This window comes from Gordonia asplenii (assembly GCF_012933505.1).
In the GTDB taxonomy this organism is placed as follows: Bacteria; Actinomycetota; Actinomycetes; order Mycobacteriales; family Mycobacteriaceae; genus Gordonia; species Gordonia asplenii.
This window is the reverse complement of the sequence record NZ_JABBNB010000047.1, coordinates 1-26527: the sequence shown is the minus strand read 5'-3', so window position 1 is coordinate 26527 and position 26527 is coordinate 1. Positions and strand designations below refer to the sequence as shown.

Sequence of the window (26527 nt, the reverse complement as noted above, 5' to 3'; positions counted from 1 at the left end):
ACGCCGCGACACGTGCGTTGACGCTCCGATGACCCCTCCGGCGTCGAAGCGCCTCGGCCGGCGCGGCCTGATCGGTGTGCTGCTGTGCATCGTCCCGCTCAGCCAGGTGCCGCTGGACATCTACACCCCGGCGCTACCCCGCATGGTCGACGACCTGCACGCGAGTCCGGCCGCCCTGCAGAACACCGTCACGGCGTACATGCTGGGGCTGTCGGTGGCATTCATTCCGCTCGGTGTGTTGGCCGATGCCCGAGGCCGTCGACCGATATTGCTGTGCGGCCTCGTCGTCGCGGCGTCGGCGAGCGTGGTGTGCGCGCTCGCGCCGGGGATCGAGGTGCTGCTGGCGGCGCGGTTCGTTCAGGGGGCGGGCGCGGCGTCGTGCATGGTGCTCAGCTATGCGATGGCGGCCGACACGTTCCGGGGTGCGCAGTTGACTTCGGTGTCCGGGTGGCTAGGCGCGGCGTGGGGGCTCGCGCCGGTGCTGGCGCCCGCGGTCGGCGGGGTACTGGTGCAGTTCTTGTCCTGGCGACTGATCTTCGGGCTCATGGCCGTGGTGATTGCGGCCGTCGGAGTGCTGGTCGTCGCCGTACTGCCGGAGACGCTCGCGCCTGACGCGAGGTCGGCGATCGCGATCGGTGAGACCTGGCGTAACGCAACCGAGGTGATCCGGCGTCCCGGCTATCTTCGGCTGGTCGTGGTGTTCGGCCTGATGGCATCGGCGCAGTTGGCGTTCGGCGTCGTCGGACCGTTCCTGTATCAGGACGGACTGGGCTTCTCGCCGGCGGGCTATGGCGCGATCGCGTTGGTCGTCGGCGCGGTCAATCTGTTGGGTGAGCTGGCCTGCGGCTATTTCGCGATGCGTTGCTCGCCCGGCAGGCTTGCTTCCGCGGCCTTCGCGATATTCGCCGTGGGTGCCGCGCTGTTGTTGATTCCGGCACTTGCGGCCGGAACCATGATGTGGCCGCTGACCCTCGGCGCGATGTTCGCGCTCGCCGGGTGCGGTGTGTTGTGTCCCCAGATGTATGGACTCGCATTGGGACTGTTCGAAAAGAATTTGGGACTCGTCGGTGGAATCGCGACGACGGTGTCGTATCTGATCGTCAGCGTGGCGATGGCAGTGATGGGGATTGCGCCGGAGACGTCGCCCGCGCCACTGGGGTGGCTGTATGTCTTCTGTCTGGTGGTGGCGGTCGGTTCGGTGGCGGGACTGGGGCTGTTCGGAGCGCGGGGCGCACGGAATTATGCAAATCAACATCATGCAAATCAACAAGGAGAGCAAGTATGAGCGCAGATGTCTATTTCGGCCATATCTTTCACTTGGCCGGCAGTCCTAAAGTCACCGAGGCAGCCGATGCTCTGGTGTCTATTCCCGACGGCGCACTTGTCGTCGACGATGGTCGGGTGCGGTTCGTCGGCGAGCGCGGCGATGTGCCCGAAGAATTCAGCGGTGCGACACCGCACGACCATACCGGCGGCTATTTGATACCAGGATTCATCGATACTCATATTCATTTCCCGCAAACGTATGCGGGTGACTCCTATGGTGGCGGGCAGCTCCTGGAGTGGCTCACGCTATGCATTTTCCCATCGGAATCGAAGTTCGCCGATCCTGATTTCGCGCAGCAGGCCGCGGCCGAATTCACTCGACGACGCATCGCGGCCGGTACCACCGCGATGATGGTGTTCGGCTCAGCGTTTCCGCATGCGCAGGACGCGCTGTTCGCCGAAACCGATCGGGCCGGGCTTCGGATCGTGTCCGGCCGTGGTATTCAAACGGTCGGCGGAGAAACGGCCACCCCGTTGCTGACCTCCGAAGAAGACGCAATCGCACTGACGCGGGCCGAAATCGAGAAGTGGCACGGTGCTGACACGGGCGACTATCGGACGTCGCGGCTGCATGTGGCCATCGTCCCGAGATTCTCGTTGTCTGTCACTACGGAGACGCTGAAGAACCTCGGCGAACTCTACGACGAATACCGCGATCGGGGGGTGTACGTGCACACCCACCTCAACGAAAACAATCGGCCGGGAACCGGCGAGATCGACAGCACCAAGCAGGTCTATCAGGTCAACTCCTATCTCGACACCTACGACGGCAAGTTCTTGCCCGGATCGACGGTCGGCGGCAAGAGCCTGCTGGGTCCGCGGACGATCATGGCGCACAGCGTGCATTGCCAAGACGCCGAATTGGCGCGCATGGCCGAGACCGGAACGTCCATTTCTCACTGTCCCATTTCGCAATTGTTTCTAGGCTCGGGAACTATGCCGTGGAAACGAACCGTGGCGTCGGGCGTGAATATCTCGGCAGGCACGGACTTCGGCGGCGGCGACGAATGGCTGATCTCACGCGTCGTCGGCGACGCGTTCAAGCAGCACATCACCGAGCCGGGCGACGCCGGCGTGTCGATGCACCCCGCCGAGATGCTGTTCATCGCCACGGTGGGCGGTGCGCGGGCGCTCGACATGGAGGACCGGTTCGGCAACTTCGACGAGGGCAAGGAGGCCGACTTTCTCGTCGTCGAGCCCGCCGACGCGTTGGCCGGGGTACTCGCGAACGCGGTGCGGTCCGAGGATGCCGATCTGGCCCGCGATCAGACGTTGTTCGCACTGTTGATGGGGCTGCGGGAGTCGTCGATCGCCGAGGTCTATGTGCAGGGCAAGCTGGTGAGCGGATAGGCCGGGCGCCGAGGATCCGGCTCGGTGGCCGGCGTCGACGAAACCCTGACAGCGGTCGTGCTGTTCCGTGGTGGTACGGGGCATTTCGACAGTTGGGCGCAGTCGTTGGTGGCGTCGGCGTCGACGAGCGGTGCGGTCTGGGCCTGCGCCGGAACAACTGAAGGCGGACTGTACGAGGACGGGATCGCGGCGACGTTCGCCGGCGAGGAGCTGATCGACGCTTGGCTCGACGGGCCACAGGTCGAGCGGATCCTCGCCGATGCCGCAGCGGCCGGCTGGGTGCCGGCGGTGCCGGTCATCCTGGTCGGTGCGGGGCTGTCCATGCCGCCCGGGGTGGGTGCGTTCCGCCATGTGATCACCCGCGGTCGTAGCGGTGAATTCGTTGCGGCGCAACGAGGTTTGACGGTGGCGGCGGCGTCGTTCAGCGGCTACGAAGGGACGTCGGTGTTCGTCGACGACGGTGCCGGGACGGCACTGTCGGTGCTGAGATTCAGATCGGACCGGACGCTGGCGAATTGGGTGGGCTCCGCGGAACGGCAGGGTGCGCTGTCGGAGTTGCGGTCAAGTCTCACGGGGGACTTCGTGCAGGTCACGGGTGCGACCCCGTTCGGTACCGTCGTGCGGACAGCGGGCGGCAAGACCCTGATGACGCCGAACTGGAAGTCGGCGATGCTGGTGCTGCTGGTCCTCTACCCGACGGTGATGACGCTGTCGCGGTTCCTCGGCCCGGTGCTCGACCACGCCGGCGCCTCGCCCGGAGTCGCCCTCTGGCTCAGTCAAGTGGTCAGCGTCGCGGCCATGCAGTGGTGGTTGATGCCGTGGGCGTCGAAGCCGTTCCGACGCTGGCTCGATCCGATCGACGGCGTTGGCTGGCGCAGCGGTCTCGCCGGAGCGCTTGTCATCGTGGCGGTCTACGTAGTGACGGTGACGCTGTTCGAGTCGGTGCGGTGGCTGCAGTTTTGGGATTATGGGGAGTGAGGGTGGCGCGTTGGCGGTAATCGACATGTATCCGAAGGGACGCCGTCTGCCGTAAGACTGCATAGACGTCAGTGTCGTAACCGCGAACTCACACCGACGCCGATAGGAGAGTAGGGATGACGAAAAGACGATCAGACGCGGAATATGCAGAAATGGCGAAGGAATTCGAAGCCGGCCGCTTCTGGGCGGCAGGCCCGCCAATCGTCGGGGCGGGCGCAAACCTGCAGATGAAAGATGGGCGCCCGGTAGGTCAGACTGCCGCGGGCAGTACGCCGGATGACGACGCTGAGACTTCCTAATGAGCGCGATCACGCAATCGGAGTCGTAGGAAGCGGCTGCCTGACAGAGTCGACTAGAGCGCTGTCGTGGTGATCGAACGGCGCCCGTCGACGTTCGCTCGGGCGCCCACTGAAATCTGCAGATAGTTGTCCCGCCGAGGGCATTCTGCCCTTACAGACCCGACATTCTGCAGAAAGCGGTGGACACCTGGGCCGGTCTAGCAGAACGGGCCGAATAGGGCGCTCAAAATACGTCTGCGTGTGTTACGCGGGGCAAGTGTCGACGTCTTTGCCGTCGAGGGTGAGTGCCGCTGACCAGTGCCAGTTGTCGCCGAGTTCGTCGATGTCGGCTGCCGGTAGGACTGCGCTGATCCGGCCGGGCGTCAAGGTGTCGGGTAGTCCGCCGAGGGCACGTTGCTGGGCCGCGTTCATGTCGTACACGTAATAGGCAGAGAACTCGCCGTCGACGGTCTTATAGCCGAGCTGGCGGGTAACTGCCCCGTCTTCGCTGGTGGCGAGCAGGGTCACCAATGAGCTGCCAGTGGTCGGCAGGGACGCTGAGAGCTTCCAGGTGACGCGTGCGGCTTGTCCGGAGTGGCCGGGGACGCCGAGATGGACGTGGACCCCCAACAGGTCGACCGCTGCATCGGCGACCGTCGGGCTCTTGCAAGCCGAATCGACTCCGCGCACGACGACCTTGCCGGCAATATCGGGTACCTCGGTGGTCCGGGTTGGGGTTTCGCTAAGGACGTGGGTCCATCTGGAGTCGGTGCTCGACGTGGCTGCCACGCCGGTGTTGTCGGATGAGCACGCCGAGGTTGCGGCTACCAGGGTAAAGGCCACCGCGAGCGGGACGGTGAGTCGGATTCTCATGTCGAGATCTCATCACCGTGTGGACTGGTGTGTGGCCGTTTTGGGGGGCTAGTGGGAATTCGAATCAACTCAATGGTTGTTGTCTGCCTAGTCGGGAACGCATCAGCCAACGGGACGCTGTACGAACCGTCCATCGCTCTTCGATGTATTGGTCGCTGTGGTGGGTCACCGATGCAATCCGCAACCGGTCCGCAACCTCACCGGCAGCGGCAAGGTTGCCGGCGAGTGATCGGCCTGCGCGGTTAACGATTCAAAGCGTCATTTCGGCGTGTCCTCCGGTAGGTGAGATTCTTGTCGGATAGATCACGAATACCGTTAGAGCGACACATGTTTGCTACAAACTCGCCACACGTATCGACCATGTAGGCCCTGCAGAAACCAGAAACCCCCTGCGCAATAGGGGTTTTCGCTGTGCCCCCGGTCAGACTCGAACTGACACTGGACGGGTTTTGAATCCGTTGCCTCTGCCAATTGGGCTACGGGGGCAGGCGGCTCGTCCGAACCGCGCTTGATCACTCTAGTAGATCGGTGCCACTGGAATCCAACCCGGTAGGGTCTTGGTTGCGTCACACGCGGTGAACAGGGCGAATGGGTTTCTTACTAGAGAGGCGACGACGATGGCAGACCGCAAACAGGCAGCAGGCTCGGCGTCGACTGCGGGGCATCGGGTGCTCGTCGCCGAGGATGACTCGCTGATCCGGATGGATCTCATCGAGATGCTGCGGGAAGAGGGCTACGACGTCGTGGGGGAGGCGCCCAACGGTCAGGTCGCCGTCGACCTCACCACCGCACTGACCCCCGACCTCGTCATCATGGACATCAAGATGCCGGTGCGCGACGGCATCGACGCCGCAACCGAGATCGCCGCGAAACGCCTTGCGCCGGTAGTGATGCTGACGGCATTCAGCCAGCGCGATTTCATCGAGAAGGCGCGCGACGCCGGCGCGATGGCTTACCTGGTCAAGCCGTTCACCAAGGCCGATCTGGTGCCGGCCATCGAGGTGGCGGTCAGCCGGTATCAGGAGCTGAGCGCGTTGGAGAAGGAGGTCGCCTCGATCGGTGACCGCTTGGAGACCCGCAAGCTCGTCGATCGTGCGAAGGGCTTGCTGATGGACAAGCAGTCGATGAGTGAGCCGGAGGCGTTCAGTTGGATTCAGCGCGCGGCGATGGACCGGCGCACCACGATGAAGGCGGTCGCTCAGGTCGTCGTCGAGACCTTGGGCTGAGCGGTCCGACAAGTCGGATAATTCGGTCATTGTGTTAATTCTGTGAAACTCTCCTGCGGGAGTCCCTGGACGGATGTGCCAAAAGCGCGCGGATGTCGGCCGTTGGGTCTATCTTTTTGCGAGGGTCTTCCCTGTCGACCTCCGCGTACCGGCGTCGGAGGGCAAGTGAGAGGTAGCTGAATGCACCGTCGCATGACCACGGCCGCGATAGCGGTGGCACTCACCGGAGTCCTTGCGCTCTCCGCGTGTGGCAGCAAATCAACAGACGAAGCCGGAACCGCTTCCGGCACACAGGCTTCCGGAATGCAGACTTCCGGCGGAAACAGTTCAGGTCTGACCATCGGCAAGTTGGCGCAGATCAATACGTCCGGCGAGGAAGTGCCCGTCGTCGCAGAGAGCGACGCGGTGGATCCGGCTGGCGACGGCAAGGCGAAGTGCCCCGACACGAAGATCGCGATGGCCGGTGCACTCACCGGCGCCGACTCCGCTCTGGGCAAGAACATCGAATACGGTGCGGAACTCGCAGTGGCTCAGCACAATGCCGCCAACCCGGGGTGCAAGATCACCCTGGAGACCTTCGACACCGAGGGCGATCCGCAGAAGGCCACTCAGGTAGCGCCGCGCATCGTCAGCGACCAGTCGATCGTCGGACTCATCGGGCCCGCGTTCTCGGGTGAGACCAAGGCCACGGGCAGCGTGTTCAACCAGGCCGGTCTGGTCTCGGTCACCGCCTCGGCGACCAACCCGACCCTGACCGACAACGGATGGAAGACGTTCTTCCGCGGCCTGGCCAACGACGACGTCCAGGGCCCGGCGGTCGCCAAGTACCTGACCGGCAAGATGGGCAAGAAGAAGGTGTGCGTCATCAAGGACGACACCGAATACGGCGCAGGTCTGGCCAAGGCGGTCACCAAGACGCTCGGATCGGCCAACGACGCGGACTGCAACGCCGACGTCAAGAAGGGTGAGCGTGACTTCTCCGCCGTGATCACCAAGATCAACCAGGCCAGCCCCGACGCCGTGTTCTACGCCGGCTACTACTCGGAGGCCGCGCCGCTGGCGCAGCAGTTGCACTCGGCCGCACCGAATGTCACCTTCGTCTCGGGTGACGGCGCCAACGACCCGAACTTCATCTCGCTGGCAGGTAACTCCGCCAAGGGCGCGATCCTGTCGTGCCCGTGTGGCCCTGCCCCCGACAAGTTCAAGGCCGACTACACGGCGAAGTTCAACCAGGCGCCGGGCGTCTACTCGGTCGAGGCCTACGACATCGCCACCATCCTGATGAAGGGCATCGCCGAGGGCAAGCGCACCCGCGCCGACCTGGTCAACTACGTCAAGACCTACAGTGGTAATGGTCTGGCACGTAAGTACCAGTGGACCCCGAAGGGCGAGCTGACCTCGTCCAACATCTGGGTGTACGAGGTCAAGTAACACCATGACGCGCAGCATGTCCGGGCTCGGTGAGTCCGGGCATGCTGCGCTGTCTCTGTCAGTGGTGCCAGATGCGCCGAAATGCGTTGCGCCCCAGCGTATTGAAGAACGAATAGCGGAGTGAAACCTCACGAATGATTGTGCACACAATTGCCGAGTCGGCTGCGCTGACTCCCCATGTGCTCGACCCGCAGATACTCGCCTCCGACATCACCTTCGACCTTCACTCCCTCCGTGAAGGCTTCTGGAGCCTGACGATCGAGGGCTTGGCCTACGGAGCGATCTACGCGCTGGTGGCGGTCGGCTACACCTTGGTCTACGGCGTCCTCAAACTGATCAACTTCGCACACTCCGAGATCTTCATGCTCGGCATGTTCGGCCAATACGTGGGTCTGCTACTGCTCGGGTTCTCACCGTCGGGCGACACCTACAATCTCGGCACTCTGATGACGATCGGCTACCTGTTGGCGGCGGGTCTCGTCGGAATGGCCGTATCGGGCACTGCCGCAGTCGGTTTGGAGTTCATCGCCTATCGCCCGCTTCGACGCCGCAACGCCAAACCGCTGTCCTTCCTGATCACCGCGATCGGCATGTCCTTCGTCCTGCAGGAAGTGGTGCACTATCTGCTGCCGAAGATCCCGACCGATCCGCGACTCGGTGGCACCACAGCGCAGCCACAGATCAAACTCGTCGACCCCACCACGCAGTTCCACTTCTTCGGTGCACCGGTCTCGAACCTGACGCTCGTCACGATCGTCGTCGCGATCGGCCTGGCACTGGGCACCGACCTCGTGCTGAACAAGACCAAACTGGGGCGCGGCGTCCGATCGGTCGCCCAGGATCCCGATGCCGCACTGCTGATGGGTGTGTCGCGCGAGCGGACCATCATGGTCACCTTCCTCATCGGCGGCATCCTCGCGGGTGCTGCGGCGTTGTTCTACACGCTGCGCATTCCGACCAATATCGTCTACTTCGGCGGGTTCATCCTGGGCATCAAGGCGTTCTGCGCCGCGGTGCTCGGCGGCATCGGCAACGTTCGCGGCGCATTGGTCGGCGGCCTGCTGCTCGGTGTCATGGAGAATTACGGCTCGGTGGTCTTCGGGAATCAGTGGAAGGACGTCGTCGCATTCGCCCTGTTGATTCTGGTTCTGATGTTCCGGCCCACCGGCATCCTGGGGGAGAAGCTCGGAAAGGCACGCGTATGAGCGACAAGCCAGCCGCACAGAATTCAGTCGGGGCCACCTGGGCGTCGTTGCGCGCTCGCTGGAACGACCTGCCGCGCCCGATGCAGTGGCTCGTCGGCTCACCGGTGATCCTGCTGCTCGCACTCCTGCCCGTCATCGATCCGCCCTACATCTCGACGACGGCGGTCGACTTCGGTGCGACGATGGCTCAGGTCGCGATGGTCGCGCTGATTGCCATCGGCCTGAACGTCGTGGTGGGACAGACGGGCCTGCTCGACCTCGGTTACGTCGGCTTCTACGCGGTCGGCGCCTACGTGGTCGCGTTGATGACCAGTTCGGCGAGTCCGTTGTGGAGCAGCGCCGACCACGGGTTGTTCTCCGGGCCGTGGGCCTGGCTGGCGTGTGTGCCGGTCGCGATCGTGATCACCGGGATCACCGGCGTGATCTTGGGTACCCCGACGCTGCGTGTCCGCGGCGACTACCTGGCGATCGTGACTCTCGGTTTCGGCGAGATCGTCCGGCTTCTCGCCGACAATCTCACCGGGCTCACCAACGGCGCCGCCGGCCTCAACGACGTCCTGTTCCCTGAGCTGGGCAAGTCCGCGGCCCACCCCGACGGCGTGTTCTCCAACTCGAACGACTCGGGCATCAGCTACGGCATCTGGTGGTACTGGCTCGGCATCGTCGCGATCATCATCGTGCTGCTGATCGTCGGCAACCTGGAACGCAGCCGTGTCGGTCGTTCCTGGATCGCGATCCGCGAAGACGAGGACGCCGCCGAGATCATGGGGGTGCCCACCTTCAAATACAAGCTCTGGGCGTTCGTCATCGGTGCCGGCGTCGGCGGCCTGTCCGGCGCGATCTACGCCGGTCAAGTCCAGTACGTCGATCCCAAGGCATTCACCGTCATCAACTCGATGCTGTTCCTGTGCGCCGTCGTGCTCGGCGGGCAGGGCAACAAATTCGGCGTGATCGTCGGCGCATTCGTCGTGGTGTATCTGCCTGCGCGAGTTCAGGGCATCGAGATCGGCGGCCAGTCACTCGGCGACTACAAGTACCTGTTCTTCGGCATCACGCTGGTGCTGCTGATGATCTTCCGTCCGGAAGGACTGTTCCCGGCGCGTGCCCGGCTGGTCACCTTCGGTCGTAAGGTCTACTCGACGGCTCGCCGCGTCCCCGAGTCCGACGCCGCAGCGCAGGAGGCGCACTGATGAGACATCGACGTTCCGACGACTGGACGTCAGATTCGGTCCAGCAGCCCAGGCCGGGCGAGGTTCGACAGCAGACCTATGCGGCGCCCGAGGTACACGGTGAGCGACCCGCCGACCCGCCGCCGTCGCCCGAACCGGTCCGCACACAGGCGATCACCCCGGAGCCGGTCGACACCCCCGATACCACCGTCATCGTCGACCCGGCCGCCATCGACCCGGCACTCGCCGATCCCGAGGCCGTCGCGGGAATCGTTGCGCCGCAACGGGAAATGGCATCGGCAGAAGGGGAGACGCTGCTCGAGGTGGACGGGATCACCGTCGAGTTCGGCGGTCTCGCGGCGCTCGACGACGTCTCCTTCGACATCAAGCGCGGCGAGATCCTCGGACTCATCGGGCCCAACGGAGCGGGCAAGACGACCTGCTTCAACGCGATCACCGGCGTGTACCGGCCGAGCCGGGGCACCGTCGTATTCGACGGCAAGCTGCTCGGAAAGGTCAAGCAGCACCAGATCACTCGCCTTGGAATCGCCCGAACGTTCCAGAATGTGCGGTTGTGGGGCGAGATGACAGCGCTGGAGAACGTCGCCGTCGGCACCGACGCCCGGCACAAGACGTCGGTCGTCGGCGCCGTCTTCCGGACGCCGCGGCATTACCGCGAGGAGCACGACGCCGTCGATCGCGGCATGGCGTTGCTGGAGTTCGTCGGCATCGCGTCGCGAGCCGCGGAGAAGGCGTCGAACCTGTCCTACGGCGACCAACGGCGACTGGAGATCGCGCGGGCGCTGGCCACCGAACCGAAGCTGCTGTGTCTCGACGAGCCGGCGGCCGGCTTCAACCCGCGGGAGAAGGCCGCCCTGATGGATCTCATCCGCAAGATCCGCGACGACGGCTACACGGTGCTGCTCATCGAACACGACATGCGCCTGGTCATGGGCGTCACCGACCGGATCGTCGTACTGGAGTTCGGACGCAAGATCGCCGACGGCACACCGGCCGAAGTTCGTGAAAATCCCGCAGTGATTGCGGCTTACCTGGGAGTGCCCGACGATGACATCGCCTGACGGAACACTCGACGGCGACCGGCAGACACCGGTCGCTCCACCGCAAGCGCAGCCCCTGCTGGTGATCGAGAATCTTGCCGTCCACTACGGCCGAATCGAAGCGCTGCACGGCATTTCGTTGCACGTCGCCAACGGCGAACTGGTCACTCTGCTCGGTGCCAACGGTGCGGGAAAGTCGACGACCATGCGTGCCCTGTCCGGATTGCACAAGCCGACGACGGGTCGGATCATGTTCGAAGGCACCGACATCACCGCGACGACGACGCACGCGCGGGTGCGCAGTGGAATCATCCAAGTACCCGAGGGGCGCCACATCTTCCCCGGTATGACGGTGCTGGAGAATCTCGACATGGGTTGCTACGCAAGGAAATTCGAGTCGAAAGCGGCCTACCGGGAAACTCTCGACCAGGTCTTCGAGCTGTTCCCGCGCCTCGCCGAACGCCGCGGGCAGTACGGCGGCACCATGTCCGGCGGTGAGCAACAGATGCTGGCGATAGGCCGGGCCCTGATGGCCCGGCCACGTCTGCTGCTGCTCGACGAACCGTCAATGGGCTTGGCGCCCAAGGTGATTGCGCAGATCTTCGCCATCATCAAACAGATCAACGCGGGCGGCACCACGGTCCTGCTCGTCGAGCAGAACGCCCAGCAGGCGCTGAGCCGCTCCGATCGCGCCTACATCATGGAGACCGGGGTGATCACCAAGGAAGGTGCCGGTCGCGCGCTGCTGCACGACAACTCGGTGCGCGACGCCTACCTCGGCGTCGCCTGACCGCGGCCAACCCTGTCACACCTACCCACTAGACTCCACACGGTGAGTGACACCAAGGCCAACACCGCGCAACAGACGCCCACCCTGATGCTCCTCGACGGCCACTCGCTGGCCTATCGCGCCTTCTTCGCGCTTCCGCCGGACATCACCACGGCGACGGGGCAGGTGACCAACGCGGTGTTCGGCTTCACGTCGATGCTCATCAACTTGTTGCGCGACGAGCAGCCGACACATCTCGCCGCCGCGTTCGACGTCTCGCGCACGACCTTTCGGTCGGAGATGTTTCCCGAGTACAAGGCGCAGCGCGAGTCGTCGCCGGACGCGTTCCGCGGGCAGGTCGACATCATCAAGGAGGTGCTCGACGCCCTCGGCATCCCACACTTCTCGGTGGCCAACTTCGAGGCCGACGACGTCATCGCGACGCTGGCCACCCAGGCCGACGCCCTCGACTACAACGTTCTCGTCGTCACCGGCGACCGCGACGCGCTGCAACTCGTCAACGACAACATCACCGTGCTCTACCCCAAGCGCGGCGTCTCCGATCTGACTCGTTTCACACCGGAAGAGGTGGAGAAGAAGTACGGACTAACGCCTCAGCAGTACCCCGACTACGCTGCGATCCGCGGCGACAAGAGCGACAACCTGCCCAACATCCCGGGCGTCGGCGAGAAGACCGCCGCAAAGTGGATTCGGGATTACGGCTCGCTGGCGTCGCTCGTCGATCACGTCGACGAGGTGCGTGGGAAGGTCGGCGACGCACTGCGGGCCAACCTGGCGTCGGTGCAGACCAACCGGCAGCTCACCGAACTGATCCGCGACGTCGACCTGCCGTCCGGTCCAGAGGATCTCAAAGTCGTCGGCTGGGACCGCGAACGAGTGCACGCACTATTCGATGAGCTGGAGTTCCGAGTTCTGCGGGACCGATTGTTCGCGCAGCTCAGCTCGGTGGAACCGGAGGCCGACGAGGGGTTCGAGGTCGACGGAGCACTGCTCAGTGCCGGCGAGGTGCGGGCGTGGCTCGACGCTCACGCACGTACCGGCCGCAGCGGACTGTCGATCGTCGGGGCACAGTCGGTGATGGATTCCGACACCGAAGGCATCGCCATCGCCGCCGCCGACGGAGTGTCGGCCTACATCGACACCGCGGTCATCGACCCCGACGACGAGACCGCCCTCGGCGACTGGCTCGCCGACGAATCAGCGGACAAGGCCGTCCACGAGGCGAAGTGGGCTTTTCACGCGTTGCGCAGCCGCGGCTGGCAACTGAAGGGCGTTACCAGCGACACGTCGCTGGCCGCCTACCTGGTCCGCCCCGGACAGCGCACCTTCAACCTCGACGACCTCGCACTGCGTTACCTGCGCCGGGAATTGAAGGCCGACGGCACTCCCGACGACGGCCAGATGTCGCTGCTCGACGCCGACGCCTCCGATGATCAGCAAGCGCAGCAGCAGATGCTGCAGGCACGTGCCGTCGCGGAGCTGGCCGACGCGTTCGACACCGAGCTCGACAACATCGAGTCGCGGTCGCTGCTCGCCGATCTGGAACTGCCGCTGCTGTTCGTACTCGCGGAGCTGGAAGCAACCGGTATCGCTGTCGACACCAAGCATTTCGAGACGTTGGAAGCCGAGTTCGCCAGCCGCGTGCGAACCGCAGCCGACGCCGCGTACGAAGTCATCGGCGAGCAGGTCAACCTGGGCTCGCCCAAACAGTTGCAGACGATTCTCTTCGACAAGCTCGACATGCCCAAGACGAAGAAGACCAAGACGGGCTACACCACCGACGCCGATGCACTGCAGGCACTCTACGAGAAGACGCAGCATCCGTTCCTCGCGCATCTGCTCGAGCACCGCGACGCCACCCGCCTGAAGGTGACCGTCGACGGATTGCTGAAATCCGTTGCGCCCGACGGTCGTATCCATACGACGTTCAACCAGACGATCGCCGCGACGGGACGCCTGTCGTCGACCGATCCCAACCTGCAGAACATCCCGGTGCGCACCCCCGCGGGCAGGCAGATCCGCAAGGGATTCGTCGTCGGGGAGGGTTTCGAATCGCTGATGACGGCCGACTACAGCCAGATCGAGATGCGGATCATGGCCCACGTCTCCGACGACGCCGGGCTGATCGAGGCCTTCAACTCCGGTGAAGATCTGCACAACTTCGTCGGTGCGCGGGCGTTCGGGGTCCCCATCGACGAGGTGACCGCGGAACTGCGGCACCGGGTGAAGGCGATGTCGTACGGCCTGGCCTACGGTCTGAGCGCGTTCGGTCTCGCCGCACAGCTGGGCATCAGCCGCGACGAGGCGACCGAACAGATGGAGGCCTACTTCGCCCGGTTCGGCGGAGTGCGCGACTATCTGCGCGACGTCGTCGGCGAGGCACGCAAAAACGAATACACCGCAACACTTTTCGGGCGTCGCCGCTACCTGCCGGATCTGACGCACAGCAACTGGCAGCGTCGCCAGGCGGCCGAGCGGATGGCGCTCAACGCGCCGATCCAGGGCACCGCCGCCGACATCATCAAGGTCGCGATGATCAACGTGAACAAGCGACTCGACGCGGAGGAGCGGCGCTCCCGGATGCTGCTGCAGGTCCATGACGAGCTCGTGCTGGAGATCGCCGACGGCGAGCACGACGCGATCGAGAAGCTGGTCCGCGAAGAGATGGGCTCGGCGATCGAACTGAAAGTGCCCCTTGATGTCTCGGTCGGTTTCGGCTCATCGTGGGACGACGCCGCGCACTGAGTGCGCTATGCACTGCCGCTCCGGCGATGGAGCGGTAGCATCAGACACCCGTCGCCGTTTGTTCGCGGCGGTTCGGCGGTACGTGCTCGGTACCCGCGCGGCATGGGCGACGTCGTGCGGTCAGAGCACACTGCCCGCTCGCAGGTCTACCGGGCGCGGCAGACAACGAGGTGACTGTGCGATTCGGTGCACACCGCGTCCTGAACAAAAGTAAGTTCGACTCTTGTCAGTACGTACCGTTGTGCCGTTGCGCGGCAATGACAGTGACACCACACACGTGAGGGTGAAAGTGATACGACGACGCTTCAGGCGCGCAGGGATACTGCTCGCCGTCCCGGCGATGGCCCTCGCAATGACGTTGACGTCGTGTACCAACGACGAGTCGTTGCTCGACACCAAGCCGATCACGGTGACCGTCGCCAAACAACCCGACATCGCCGCACTCGTCCCGGCGCAGATCCGCGATTCGGGCGTGCTGCGAATCGGCACCAATCCGCCATATCAGCCGAACGAGTTCAAGAATCGTGACGGCGAGATCATCGGCTACGACGTCGATCTGCTGCGGGCACTATCGCAGGTCCTCGGCCTGAAACCGATCTTCAAGGAATCTGATTTCGACAAGATCATTCCGTCGATCCAGGCGGGGACCTTCGATTTGGGAATGTCGTCGTTCACCGACACCGCGGAGCGCGAGAAGCAGGTCGACTTCGTCACCTATTTCAGCGCGGGCGTCCAGTGGGCGCAACGGACCGGCGACAACGTCGATCCGAACAACGCGTGCGGACTCAAAGTGGGTGTGCAGGCGACCACCGTCGAGGACACCGACGAGGTACCGGCCAAGAGCGCGAAATGTGAAGCGCAGGGCAAACCGGCGATTATCAAAGTGAAATTCGACAGTCAGGACGAGGCGGTCAACGCGGTGCTGCTCGGCAAAGTCGACGCCTTCTCCGCGGACTCGCCGGTCTCGGCGTACGCGGTGAAGAAGACCGACGGGCAACTCGAGTTGATCGGCCCGGTCTACGATTCCGCGCCGTACGGGCTGCCGTTGATGAAGGGGTCATCGCTCGGTCCGGCGGTGCAGCAGGCGATGCAGTATCTGATGGATCATGGCTACTACCGCACCATCTCCGAGCACTGGGGTGTGCAGGCGGGCATGATCACCAAAGCCGAGATCAACGGCGCCGCAAAGAATTAGGCAGCGAAACAATAGTAGGAGAGTCGATGTCTGAACCCGACACACCGGCGCGCGACGCCGGCGCCTCGATCAAGGCGGTACCGCTGCGTCATCCGGGACAGTGGATCGCGGCCGCCGTCATCATCATTGCGGCCGCGCTGTTCGTCTATGGTGCGGCGACCAACAATGCCTATCGCTGGGGCACCTACGCGAAGTACCTGTTCGACACGCGCATCCTGTCGGGTGTCGGATACACCCTCGCCCTCACCGTGCTGTCGATGATCATCGCCGTGGCGTTGGGCGTTCTGCTCGCGATCATGCGTCTGTCGCCGAATAAGGTGCTCAGCTATTCGGCGTGGGTGTACCTGTGGATTTTCCGCGGCACTCCGGTCTATGTGCAGTTGGTGTTCTGGGGATTGTTGCCGTCGATCTACAAGCGGATCGATCTCGGCATTCCGTTCGTCGTTCAATTCGCACACTTCGATATTCAGAGCTTGAATGCGGCATTCGCCTTCGCGGTGCTCGGATTGGGCCTCAACGAGGCCGCGTACATGGCCGAGATCGTGCGCGCAGGTGTCTCGTCGGTGGGTGAAGGACAGATGGAAGCTTCGGTCGCGCTGGGCATGTCGTGGTCGCAGACGATGCGCCGCACCGTGCTGCCGCAGGCGATGCGGGTGATCATCCCGCCGACCGGCAATGAGGTGATCTCGATGCTCAAGACCACCAGCCTCGTGGCCGCGGTGCCGTTCAGTCTGGAGTTGTATGGTCGATCGCGCGACATCTCCGGTGTCAACTTCCAGCCGATCCCGATGCTGATCGTCGCGTCGAGCTGGTATCTGGCGGTCACCAGCTTGCTGATGATCGGACAGTTCTACCTCGAACGGCATTATTCGCGCGGCGCGAGCCGACAGCTCTCCGCACGTCAACTCGAAGCGTTGGCGGCGGCCGCCGATACCAAGACCGACAAGGGGGTGTAGCGATGACCGTGCCAATGGTGCGCGCCGACGGCGTGTGTAAGAACTTCGGTGCGCTGCAAGTGCTCAAGGGCATCGATCTGGAAGTGAACCGTGGCGAAGTGGCGTGCCTGATCGGGCCGTCGGGGTCGGGCAAGTCGACGTTCCTGCGCTGCGTAAACCACCTCGAAGTGGTCAACGCGGGGCGGCTCGTCGTCGACGGCGATCTGATCGGCTACCGCGAGCGCAACGGCAAACTGTACGAGATGAGTCCGAAAGACGCTGCGCGCCAACGGCGCGACATCGGCATGGTGTTCCAGCACTTCAACCTGTTTCCACACCGCACGGTGCTGGAGAACGTCATCGAGGCACCCGTCCAGGTGGCCCGCAAACCGAAGGACCAGGCCGTCGAGCGGGCCCGGGATCTGCTGAGCAAGGTCGGGTTGGCCAGCAAGGCCGACGCCTATCCCGCGCAACTGTCCGGCGGTCAGCAACAGCGCGTCGCCATCGCCCGGGCACTGGCGATGGATCCCAAGCTCATGCTGTTCGACGAGCCGACGTCGGCGCTCGACCCCGAACTCGTCGGCGACGTTCTCGACGTGATGCGGGAGCTCGCGGCGTCCGGCATGACGATGCTGGTGGTGACTCACGAGATGGGGTTCGCCCGGGAGGTCGCAGATCAACTGGTGTTCATGGACGGCGGCGTCGTGGTCGAAAAGGGCGACCCGCGCGAGTTGCTGTCCAATCCCCAGCACGAGCGGACCAAGGGATTCCTGTCGAAGCTACTCTGACTCGCATGGGAGACTCATTGCGCATCGGAGTTCTGCACGGTGACGGCATCGGCCCGGAGATCGTGCCGGCGGCGACGACGGTGGTGTCAACGGCGTTGGGGCGCAATGAGATCGACGTCGAGTGGGTTGATCTTCCGTTCGGCGCCGCGGCGATCGAGTCGCACGGCACGCCCGCGCCCGACGAGACGCTGCGGGCTCTCGACGGCCTCGACGCGTGGATTCTGGGCCCGCACGATTCGGCCGGCTACCCCGCCGAATTCGCCGGACAACTGACTCCCGGCGCGGTGATCCGCAAGCGCTACAACCTCTTCGCCAATCTGCGCCCGTCACGGGCGCTCGCCGCCGACCGCGCGATGTCACCCGGTATCGACCTGCTCATCGTGCGCGAGAACAGCGAGGGCCTGTACGCCGACCGCAACATGGCGACCGGCTCGGGCGAATTCATGCCCACCCCCGACGTCGCGCTCGCCGTCGGAGTGGTGACCCGCGCGGCGTCGGAACGCATTGCGCGCGAAGCATTTACGTGGGCGCGTCGACGCCGGGGCAAGCTCACGATCGTGCACAAGGCGAACGTGCTCACGATGACCACCGGACTGTTTCGCGACGCCTGCCTCGACGTCGGGCGGGACTTCCCCGACGTCGAGGTGTCGCAGCAGCACGTCGATGCCATGGCCGCCCATCTGGTGCGACGTGCCGCCGACTTCGACGTCGTGGTCACCGAGAACCTGTTCGGTGACATCTTGTCTGACCTGGCCGCCGAACTCGCCGGCTCGTTGGGTACCGCGGCGTCGATCAACTGTTCGTCGGAGAAGGCGATGGCGCAGGCCGCGCACGGCGCTGCACCCGACATCGCCGGGCGCGGCATAGCGAATCCGACGGCGATGATCGGTTCTGCCGCAATGCTTTTGGCATGGCTGGCGCAACGGTCCGGTGATGAGCGCATCTTCGCTGCGGCCGGGGCGATCGACGCAGCACTCGCGGCGACCGTCGCCGCCGGAGTGTCGACCGCCGATCTCGGCGGCGCGGCGAGTACGGCGGAGTTCGCCCAGGCCGTCGCCGAACGCGTGTGACGTCGAGGTCAGACAGCCAACGATTCGTTGTGACGGGTGGGGCTTGTGGGCAGTACTGCCCGGATGTCGGTGGCTGCGGCGCTGAGATGTTCTCCGTTTCGGGCTCCTGACCGGACAAAACGGCGGATTCTGGGCGTTTGGGGAACATCTCACTCTGATGCGGCGACTCGTGCTCGGCTGATCGGTCCGTTGTCACGGATGGACTCAACTGGATGGGGTTCAGTTGCTCTCTCGTCTCACCCGCCCCTGTAAGGAAGATGCCATGTCTCCGCAGTTCAGAGGTTTGACTGGACATGGCATCTTGCATTATCGCGTCCACCAGCGAAGCGGTGTCGAGGCTCGTTACACCGAAGCTCGCGAGCTCGCTTCGGCACTCGGGGAGCGGGGTGGTTGCTTCGGCACTCGGGGAGCGGGGTGGTAACCCGTGGTATCTCGTCAGCCGCTGGACTTCGTCGTACAGAAGATCGCCGTGCCGGGGAAGTAGTAGCCGCGCAGCGGACTCCACTGGCCCCATTCGCGATCGAAGTTCTCCGGCCATTCGGGTTCGACGATGTCGTCGAGAATCAGTCCCGCGGAACGGATTTCACGTACCCGGTCACCGATGGTCCGATGATGCTCGACGTAGGTGGCGACGCCGTCGTCGTCGAACTCGGCATACGGTGTCCGGTTGAAGTAGGGGAGTGACACGGTCAGACCTGCCGGGCCGGGGTCGTCGGGGAACATCCAGCGCATCGGGTGGTTGACCGAGAACACCCATCTGCCACCGGGTTTCAGGACGCGGGCCACTTCGGCCATCACGCGGGCCGAGTCCGCGACGAAGGGCACTGCGCCGAACGATGAGCAGGCGAGGTCGAAGGATTCGTCGGCGAACGGGAGATTCTCGGCGCCCGACTGGATCAGCGGGACGGCGACGGCGTCGTCGGACATCGCCGAGATGCCATGTGCGAGCATCTGTCTGGAGATGTCGATGCCGATCGGGTGCGCGCCGTTGGCGGCGAGCCACCGAGAACAGGGCGCCGAGCCGCAGCCCACTTCGAGAATCACGCGGCCCTCGATGGCACCCAGCAGTCGGGCGTCGGCCTCGCGCAGTCCCTCGGGGCACCAGACGAAGTCGCCGCCACGCGTGTGTTCGCCCAGGAAGTCGCCATGCGTCCGGTGGTACTCGTCAGCGTCGAAATCCCACCAGTGGCGATTCGCGCGTTCGCTGACCACTGAATCGATGTCGCCGAGATTCTGTGGCGGCCGATCATTCATCGCTTACTCCTCGCGCGAGCGGCGTCGTCGGCGCGCGCCCTAACAATCCCGCCCGCGCAGGATGTTCTCGGTCGCGGTGTCGCCATCCCACTGGCGCAGCGCGGTGAAGGTGACTCGGGAACCCGCCGGCCCGAGGACGTCGAGTGCGGCGCCCACCTGGGCGGTGGTGAGGCGTCGGGCGAGGGTGATGTGCGGTGTCCAATTGCCCGGCGAACTATGTGCGAATGCCGGATCGTCGGACAGCATCGGCGCGCTGAGTCGGACGACGGTCGCGTGGATCGACAGCAGTTCGCTGGACGGGACGACGAGTCGGGCCAGGGTGTGCCGCTCGCCGGCGTCGAAGACGATCAGCGCGCCGAGGCCACAACTGACCGGCAGCCGCATCGCGAGCGGCGTCAATGCCGAGAGCGCGCTGACATCGATCGAGGGCGCGGCAAGGAGAGTGGCGTGTGGGCGGTTGGTTTCGGCCTGCAGACTTCCGCGGTTGGGAATGCCTGCGTCGTCGAGTGCCGACCACTGGTCGCGGATGAGCCGGTCGGCGGCGGGGTCGGGCAGGAGTTCGATCGAATGTGTCATCTACATGCAGACCGTCACGAGTTCGTGGCAGACGCCCTGCCCCAGCCCGTTGCATTTGTCGAGCGCCGCCGCGACGATGACGCTTCGTCCGTTGGACCCCGATGCCCAGCCGGTCGGGCCCCAGCCGCTGGCGACGGTCGCGGTGGCCACCGAGGCGCATTCGCCGGTCTGAATCGGGACGTAGCCGCAGTAGCTCGCCGAGCTCCAGCCCTTGCTCCAGATCGAGTTGTTGCACTTGTTCACGGCCTCGGTCTTGGTGGCCGTCCCGTCGACGGTGTCCACGCGGGTCTCATACGCGCCCGAACCCGAGTACGCGATGCCGCCGTAGAGAATCGTCTCCGTCGTCGTCGTCGTTGTCGTGGGAGTGGTGGTCGACGTCGTGTCCCAGGTGCTCGACGGCGACTCGGTCACCGTGTACGTGGCGGTGGACGTCGTGGAATGCGCGCTGTGGGCGATGTCGTGCCGCTTGTTCTCGATCAACCGGTAACCGAGAAAGCCGACGCCGCCGACGACGAGGCCCAGCACCAGCAGGGATCCGACGACCGCCAGTGCGATCAACGCCGCGGCGTTACTGTTGCGATTCACGAGACTTCCCCCGTTCGAAATGTCGTGTGCCACCGCTGGTTGGTGGGCGTCGAAGATCGTATAACGCAGCCCGTTTGCCCAGCACAATGGGGAAGGCGTAGTGTTACCTGCGCGCGTGAAGTCTCGCGCGCGCCGTCGTGTCCGAGCCTGGATCCCCGTCGGGGGTGATCGGTTTGACCACGTCAAAGACGAACTTACACCTACTACATACCTGTCCGGAGCAACTCAACATATGTCGTCCCCCACGATTACCTCGCCGCAAGTAGCCGTCAACGATATCGGCTCGGCTGAGGATTTTCTCGCCGCGATTGACTCCACGATCAAGTACTTCAACGATGGCGACATCGTGGAAGGCACCATCGTCAAGGTCGACCGTGACGAGGTTCTGCTCGACATCGGTTACAAGACCGAAGGCGTCATCCCTTCGCGTGAGCTGTCCATCAAGCACGACGTCGACCCCAACGAGGTCGTCAACGTCGGCGATGAGGTGGAAGCCCTCGTCCTCACCAAGGAGGACAAGGAAGGCCGCCTGATCCTGTCCAAGAAGCGTGCACAGTACGAGCGCGCGTGGGGCACCATCGAGGAGCTCAAGGAGAAGGACGAGGCGGTCAAGGGCACCGTCATCGAGGTCGTCAAGGGCGGCCTCATCCTCGACATCGGCCTGCGTGGCTTCCTCCCGGCGTCGCTCGTCGAGATGCGTCGCGTCCGCGATCTCCAGCCGTACATCGGCAAGGAGATCGAAGCCAAGATCATCGAACTCGACAAGAACCGCAACAACGTGGTTCTGTCGCGTCGCGCATGGCTCGAGCAGACCCAGTCCGAGGTCCGCAGCGAGTTCCTGCACCAGCTGCAGAAGGGCCAGGTCCGCAAGGGCGTCGTGTCCTCGATCGTCAACTTCGGCGCATTCGTCGATCTCGGCGGCGTCGACGGCCTGGTGCACGTCTCCGAGCTGTCGTGGAAGCACATCGACCACCCGAACGAGGTTGTTCAGGTCGGCGACGAGGTCACCGTCGAGGTTCTCGACGTCGATCTCGACCGCGAGCGTGTTTCGTTGTCGCTCAAGGCAACTCAGGAAGATCCGTGGCGTCAGTTCGCACGTACGCACGCCATCGGCCAGATCGTGCCCGGCAAGGTCACCAAGCTGGTGCCGTTCGGTGCGTTCGTCCGCGTCGAAGAGGGCATCGAAGGCCTCGTCCACATCTCCGAGCTGGCTGAGCGCCACGTCGAGGTGCCGGATCAGGTCGTCGCCGTCGGTGATGACGCGATGGTCAAGGTCATCGACATCGACCTCGAGCGTCGTCGGATCTCGCTGAGCCTCAAGCAGGCCAACGAGGACTACACCGAAGAGTTCGACCCGTCGAAGTACGGCATGGCCGACAGCTACGACGAGCAGGGTAACTACATCTTCCCCGAGGGCTTCGACGCCGACACCAACGAGTGGCTCGAAGGCTTCGAGGAGCAGCAGCGCGCATGGGAGGCCCGGTACGCCGAGGCCGAGCGTCGCCACAAGATGCACACCACCCAGATGGAGAAGTTCGCCGCCGCGGCCGCCGAGGCAGCCAACGCTCCGTCGGACTACTCGTCGTCGTCGGATGACAACCGCTCCGGCGGTTCGTCGCAGGCACCGGCATCGTCGGGTGGCTCGCTGGCCAGCGACGAGCAGCTCGCCGCTCTGCGCGAGAAGCTGTCGGGCAACGCCTGATCCGCTGCGCAACAGCTAGATAAGAACTCCCCGGCCCGATGTGGGCCGGGGAGTTCTCTGTTGTCGGCGTTGTTGCCCGCGCTGTTGTCGAGTCTTAGACGTGGACGTCGTGGAGCGCGCACGATCCGTAGGCGTAGTTCTTGGCTCCCGCAGTCCGATTCGAGCCACTGAACCTGGATTCGCCGATCCGTCCTGCTGAGCTGACCCACCAGCCGGTTGAGCGAGGCGAAGCCGAGTCGAAACCCCGGTGATGACAACAGGTTTCGTTACCCACTGCCGAGCTCCGACCGTGTCAAGATACTGAGCCGCGCAGCAGGTACTCAACTGCTCCACGGTGTTCGGTTGTGCTGACACCGTCGACGTAGGGTGGTTCGACACCGGTCTGCGTTGGCGCTCCGACCCGGCTCAACCAGCGGAAATAGCCCGGCTAACCAGCGAAAATGGTGCCGCAGTCGGTGAATTCAGGCTGAAGTGTCGAGCGCTGCCTCCTGGCGCGATGCACGTAGAAGTTGGTCAGATCACAACCAGTGTGCTGGCGGACCATGCGGAGGGCAATAGCCGACCACGTGGTCGTCGAAATACGGTGCACACCCAGCGCTGACGATGAAACCGCCGTGACGTCGGGCGGCGCGGAAGTCGACGTCGGCGTCATCCGCGGTGCGCGGCGGTTCAAGGCTGATATGGGCCACGGGCGCGTCGGGCGTTGCGGTTCGGGTGAGACGTTCGAGCTCGCCCGTAGCGGCGGCCCGCACGTCGTCGGGCAGATATTGCCACATCACCGAATGTTGGACGACGGTGTGGATGCCCGACGTCGGGGCGATCTCGGCGAGAAACTCGTCAGCGGATTGATTCTTCACGGAAGATGTTGTGGTGCAGGCGATTTCGATGGCGCCGCGGAGCCGGTCGAGCCGGGTGCGTTGGTCGGGCCAGACGAATGACTGCAGCGTGAGGGCGTCGTCGGGGGCGGTGGCGTCGAGCGGATGGATGTCGCAGCCGCCGCGTTCGACGATGGACAGCCCGACGTCGTCGGGGATGCTTCCGGTCCACGCGTCGTCGAGCGTGACGGGCGACGACGCCGGCCCGCGCGAACCGCCGGGCCAGCGCAACGCGAAGCGGTCGACCAAGAGATTGAGCCCCGCCGACGCCCCGATCTCCACGAGGCGGACCGGCAGTCGCGCGGCGCCGACGGCGAGGTCGAGTGCGCCACGCAAGGCCACGCCGCGGCCGACTTCGTTGGTCTGCGGTGCTTGGCCGAGCCGGGCGGTGATCGCCGATTCGTTTGCGCGACAGGCATTTTCGAACGCCGACCACAGTTCGTTCGCGGTCATCGCCGTCGGATCGCCACCGCAGCTGGGGTAGGCGGCGGCGAGATCGGGGGCCGCGCCGGTGAGGGCGAGCCGATGAACGGCGCCGAAGAGCCGCAAGGTGATCGCCGACCCCGCCGGCTCATACGCGAGTGGGAGCAGAATCTGCGCGACGATCCCACCTCTCGCGGCTTCGGCCGCCGCGGCAGCCATCAAATCGGCATACAGCGGCGAACCCAGTTTGCGACACGCGCGGCCCTGAAGGTCGACGTCGGCGGCGATGAGGTCATTGGCGTCCGGCATAGGGACATTGTGCGCTCAGCCGGTGGGCTACTTGTCGAAAGCGTCGCTGTGGACCACGGCGGGAGCGAATTTCCATCGAATCGCGGGCTGAGTGACCTCGTGTCCGCGCCGTTTGTCAGACTGGACTGGTGATCAGAGTAGGGCTGACCGGCGGAATCGGCGCCGGAAAATCGACTGTGGCCAGGACCTTCATCGAGCGCGGCGCATACCTCATCGATGCCGACAAGGTCGCTCGTGAGGTGGTCGAGCCCGGCAGTCCCGGACTGGCCGCGCTCGTCGAGGCGTTCGGCGACGATATTCTGCTCGACGACGGCTCGCTGAATCGTCCGGCGCTAGCCGCCAAGGCGTTCGTCGACGACGAGCAGCGTGGCAAGCTCAATGCCATCACACACCCACTCGTCGGCGCGCGCACCCAGGAGCTGCTCGCCGCAGCTCCGCCCGATTCGATTGTGGTGCAAGATATTCCGCTGTTGGTTGAGAACCACACGGCCCCGTTCTTCCACGCTGTGGTCGTCGTCAACGCCGACGAGGAGGTCCGTGTACACCGACTGACGACGTCGCGCGGCCTCGATGAAGCCGACGCGCGCGCCCGAATCAAGGCGCAGGCCACCGAGGCGCAGCGGCGCGACGTCGCCGATGCCTGGCTCGACAACTCGGGCACGCCCGACGATCTCGCCGCCGCTGCTGCCGCGCTCTGGGACGATCGCCTGGTTCCGTTCGAACGCAACGTCGTCGACCGGGTCGTCGTCGCCGGTCCGCTCCGGCTCGATGCCGCCGATCCGGCGTGGGCCGCGGCAGGGCGCAAAGTCGTGAATCGACTGTGGGCGGTGTTGGGGGACAAGGCGGTTGCGATCGATCACATCGGTTCCACGTCGGTCCGCGGACTCGACGCGAAGCCGACCGTCGACGTCCAAGTGACCGTCGCCGACCTCGACGTCGCCGACGCATTCGCCGACGTCCTCGCCGACGGCGGGTTTCCCCGCGTCGACGACGTGACGTCGGATCGACCGAAGCCGGACCCCGAAACAGACATCACCGATCCACTGTTGTGGGCCAAGCGTTTTCACGGTTCGGCCGATCCGGGTCGCCCGGTGAACGTGCACATTCGTGCGGCGGGTTCGCCCGGACAGCGCTTCGCCATCGACTTCCGCGACTGGCTGATCGACGATCCGCTGGCGCGAGCGGAGTATGCCGAAGTCAAGGCGGAGGCGATGGCGGACGCCGACGGCGATCGACAGGCCTACGCGGAAGCGAAGGAGCCATGGTTCGACGACGCCTATCGTCGGGTGAGCGCCTGGAAAGTCGGACGCGAAGAGTGAATGGACGTGATCACCGCACCCGCGTGATCGTCACGGTCGATCCAGCCAGGTCATCCGCTCGCCGACCTCGGCGTCGAGCCATGCCTGAACGTCGTGACCATGTGTCGCCGCTCCGACGAGCGTGCGGGTCGAGATGTTGACGGCCTCCTCGCATTGTCCCGTCGTCAGTAGTCCGGCGGTATGAGCTTCGAACAATTCGTCGATGTCGATGAGTTCGAGTGGCCGTCCGGGGACGTCGACCAAGTCGAGATACCAATCCTGCGCGTGCCAGCGACCGTCGGCGTCGGGGCCGGAGAACTGCCCGACGTCGAGGTAGAGGCGCTGGCCCTTCCGATGGTCATCGACGAAGTGAAAGATGGTGGCGCGCAACCCGAGCGAGGGCAGCAGCCAACTCTCCATGTGGGTGAAGCGGGGATGGTCGGCGGTGCGCGACATGTACAGGCCGTAGTCGGTCTGGCGGTACTCGTCGACGGGCCGCACGAACCCCTTGTTATCGGTATTGGTCAGCGCGGGGACGTCGAACACCTCTTGCTTCGGCGGATGGAGGTGAGTAGTCATGGACTACACATATCACTCGCCGCCGACAATCGTGGTGTGACCGCGGCCGGTTTCATCAGTGCCTAGTTCAGGTGGGGGAGGTGCGGTGTCCGCTCCGTTCGCTGGTTGAGCGAGGCGAAGCCGAGTCGAAACCACCTTGACGCCGCGGGTTGCGTCATTGCCCGGCCGGCGGGGTTTCGACTCGCTCCGCTCGCTCAACCTGAATTCACCGAAGGGTAGGCCCCATCTGCTGGTTGAGCCGCGAGGAGCGCTAGCGACGAGCGTGTCGAAACCTCTGTACCACAATGCATTTGATTGCAGCGCACTTGTCGAACTGCGATGGAATCGAACATCGAGGTGTGTGCACCCATAGGGTGCACACGCGACACTTGCCGGGTGTCATCGCCGATATTGGCGCGGACCGTCGAAAGTCGTTGTGGCTGAGAGGTTTCGACACGGACTCGGCTAGCGCCTCGTCCGGCTCAACCAGCAGAGCGGCGCTTCGGCCGGTGGATCCAGGCTCAACC

General features: G+C 64.6%; 22 protein-coding genes and 1 tRNA gene. 16 read left to right on the top strand and 7 right to left on the bottom strand.

All coding sequences use genetic code 11. From position 1 onward, the window contains the following. The first annotated feature begins 28 nt into the window (after window positions 1-28). The 3 genes from HH308_RS27705 to HH308_RS27695 are packed head-to-tail and all read left to right on the top strand — an operon-like array spanning window position 29 to window position 3654. The gene (locus tag HH308_RS27705) at window positions 29-1285 is read left to right on the top strand and encodes a multidrug effflux MFS transporter (RefSeq protein ID WP_170197514.1); all 1257 of its coding nucleotides are present in this window, start codon (window positions 29-31) and stop codon (window positions 1283-1285) included. Continuing rightward, window positions 1282-2676 (top strand): amidohydrolase family protein, encoded by a 1395-nt coding sequence (locus HH308_RS27700; protein ID WP_170197513.1) that lies wholly within the window; start codon window positions 1282-1284, stop codon window positions 2674-2676. The genes HH308_RS27705 and HH308_RS27700 overlap by 4 nt, the downstream gene beginning before the upstream one ends. 24 nt (window positions 2677-2700) lie before the next feature. Beyond that, entirely contained in the window at window positions 2701-3654 is a 954-nt protein-coding gene (locus HH308_RS27695) for a putative antibiotic biosynthesis monooxygenase (protein ID WP_312870873.1), read from the top strand. A gap of 542 nt (window positions 3655-4196) precedes the next feature. Here the strand turns inward: HH308_RS27695 and HH308_RS27690 are convergent. After that, on the bottom strand, window positions 4197-4805 hold the full coding sequence (locus HH308_RS27690; protein ID WP_170197512.1) for a hypothetical protein: 609 nt from the start codon (window positions 4803-4805) through the stop codon (window positions 4197-4199). A gap of 412 nt (window positions 4806-5217) precedes the next feature. Then, window positions 5218-5291 (bottom strand) — tRNA-Leu (locus tag HH308_RS27685). A gap of 131 nt (window positions 5292-5422) precedes the next feature. On the opposite strand from HH308_RS27685, the gene HH308_RS27680 reads away from it, so the two are divergent. The 11 genes from HH308_RS27680 to HH308_RS27630 all read left to right on the top strand — a co-directional run bounded on the left by HH308_RS27680 (window position 5423) and on the right by HH308_RS27630 (window position 18420). After that, on the top strand, window positions 5423-6031 hold the full coding sequence (locus HH308_RS27680; RefSeq protein ID WP_170197511.1) for an ANTAR domain-containing response regulator: 609 nt from the start codon (window positions 5423-5425) through the stop codon (window positions 6029-6031). 180 nt (window positions 6032-6211) lie between these two features. After that, complete coding sequence (locus HH308_RS27675; RefSeq protein ID WP_170197510.1) at window positions 6212-7462, top strand: branched-chain amino acid ABC transporter substrate-binding protein; 1251 nt, start codon at window positions 6212-6214, stop codon at window positions 7460-7462. 134 nt (window positions 7463-7596) lie between these two features. Next, window positions 7597-8667 carry a branched-chain amino acid ABC transporter permease gene (locus HH308_RS27670; protein ID WP_211188931.1) on the top strand — a complete coding sequence of 357 codons (1071 nt, stop codon included), beginning with the start codon at window positions 7597-7599 and terminating at the stop codon, window positions 8665-8667. Next, the gene (locus HH308_RS27665; protein ID WP_170197509.1) at window positions 8664-9857 is read left to right on the top strand and encodes a branched-chain amino acid ABC transporter permease; all 1194 of its coding nucleotides are present in this window, start codon (window positions 8664-8666) and stop codon (window positions 9855-9857) included. Before HH308_RS27670 ends, HH308_RS27665 begins: the two co-directional genes overlap by 4 nt. Then, on the top strand, window positions 9857-10918 hold the full coding sequence (locus HH308_RS27660; RefSeq protein WP_170197508.1) for an ABC transporter ATP-binding protein: 1062 nt from the start codon (window positions 9857-9859) through the stop codon (window positions 10916-10918). The genes HH308_RS27665 and HH308_RS27660 overlap by 1 nt, the downstream gene beginning before the upstream one ends. Then, window positions 10905-11687: an ABC transporter ATP-binding protein gene (locus HH308_RS27655; protein ID WP_170197507.1), complete on the top strand. Its 783-nt coding sequence runs from the start codon at window positions 10905-10907 to the stop codon at window positions 11685-11687. The genes HH308_RS27660 and HH308_RS27655 overlap by 14 nt, the downstream gene beginning before the upstream one ends. A gap of 87 nt (window positions 11688-11774) precedes the next feature. Beyond that, entirely contained in the window at window positions 11775-14432 is a 2658-nt protein-coding gene (gene polA / locus HH308_RS27650; RefSeq protein WP_246284892.1) for a DNA polymerase I, read from the top strand. Window positions 14433-14772: 340 nt separating this feature from the next. Continuing rightward, window positions 14773-15627, top strand: coding sequence for an ABC transporter substrate-binding protein (locus HH308_RS27645; RefSeq protein WP_170197506.1), 855 nt, complete (start codon window positions 14773-14775; stop codon window positions 15625-15627). A 26-nt stretch (window positions 15628-15653) separates the two neighbouring features. Further along, on the top strand, window positions 15654-16583 hold the full coding sequence (locus HH308_RS27640) for an amino acid ABC transporter permease (protein WP_170197505.1): 930 nt from the start codon (window positions 15654-15656) through the stop codon (window positions 16581-16583). Between the two features lie 14 nt (window positions 16584-16597). Then, window positions 16598-17350 carry an amino acid ABC transporter ATP-binding protein gene (locus HH308_RS27635; protein ID WP_170197522.1) on the top strand — a complete coding sequence of 251 codons (753 nt, stop codon included), beginning with the start codon at window positions 16598-16600 and terminating at the stop codon, window positions 17348-17350. Between the two features lie 5 nt (window positions 17351-17355). After that, entirely contained in the window at window positions 17356-18420 is a 1065-nt protein-coding gene (locus tag HH308_RS27630) for an isocitrate/isopropylmalate dehydrogenase family protein (protein WP_170197504.1), read from the top strand. A 435-nt stretch (window positions 18421-18855) separates the two neighbouring features. On the opposite strand, the gene HH308_RS27625 is transcribed toward HH308_RS27630, so the two are convergent. The 3 genes from HH308_RS27625 to HH308_RS27615 are packed head-to-tail and all read right to left on the bottom strand — an operon-like array spanning window position 18856 to window position 20835. Next, window positions 18856-19674, bottom strand: a complete 819-nt coding sequence (locus HH308_RS27625) for a class I SAM-dependent methyltransferase (RefSeq protein WP_170197503.1) — start codon at window positions 19672-19674, stop codon at window positions 18856-18858. A 39-nt stretch (window positions 19675-19713) separates the two neighbouring features. After that, the gene (locus tag HH308_RS27620) at window positions 19714-20250 is read right to left on the bottom strand and encodes a 2'-5' RNA ligase family protein (protein WP_170197502.1); all 537 of its coding nucleotides are present in this window, start codon (window positions 20248-20250) and stop codon (window positions 19714-19716) included. After that, on the bottom strand, window positions 20251-20835 hold the full coding sequence (locus HH308_RS27615) for a DUF4189 domain-containing protein (protein WP_170197501.1): 585 nt from the start codon (window positions 20833-20835) through the stop codon (window positions 20251-20253). A gap of 232 nt (window positions 20836-21067) precedes the next feature. On the opposite strand from HH308_RS27615, the gene rpsA reads away from it, so the two are divergent. Beyond that, a complete protein-coding gene (gene rpsA / locus HH308_RS27610) occupies window positions 21068-22537 on the top strand; it encodes a 30S ribosomal protein S1 (RefSeq protein WP_170197500.1) in 1470 nt (489 codons plus the stop codon). 518 nt (window positions 22538-23055) lie between these two features. Here rpsA and HH308_RS27605 read toward each other — a convergent pair. Beyond that, the gene (locus HH308_RS27605; RefSeq protein WP_170197499.1) at window positions 23056-24144 is read right to left on the bottom strand and encodes a DUF2332 domain-containing protein; all 1089 of its coding nucleotides are present in this window, start codon (window positions 24142-24144) and stop codon (window positions 23056-23058) included. 128 nt (window positions 24145-24272) lie between these two features. Here HH308_RS27605 and coaE point away from each other — a divergent pair, with 128 nt between their 5' ends. After that, on the top strand, window positions 24273-25463 hold the full coding sequence (gene coaE, locus HH308_RS27600) for a dephospho-CoA kinase (protein ID WP_170197498.1): 1191 nt from the start codon (window positions 24273-24275) through the stop codon (window positions 25461-25463). Between the two features lie 30 nt (window positions 25464-25493). Here the strand turns inward: coaE and HH308_RS27595 are convergent, their stop codons facing one another. Continuing rightward, entirely contained in the window at window positions 25494-26021 is a 528-nt protein-coding gene (locus HH308_RS27595) for a ribonuclease FAU-1 family protein (protein ID WP_170197497.1), read from the bottom strand. Window positions 26022-26527: the final 506 nt, after the last annotated feature.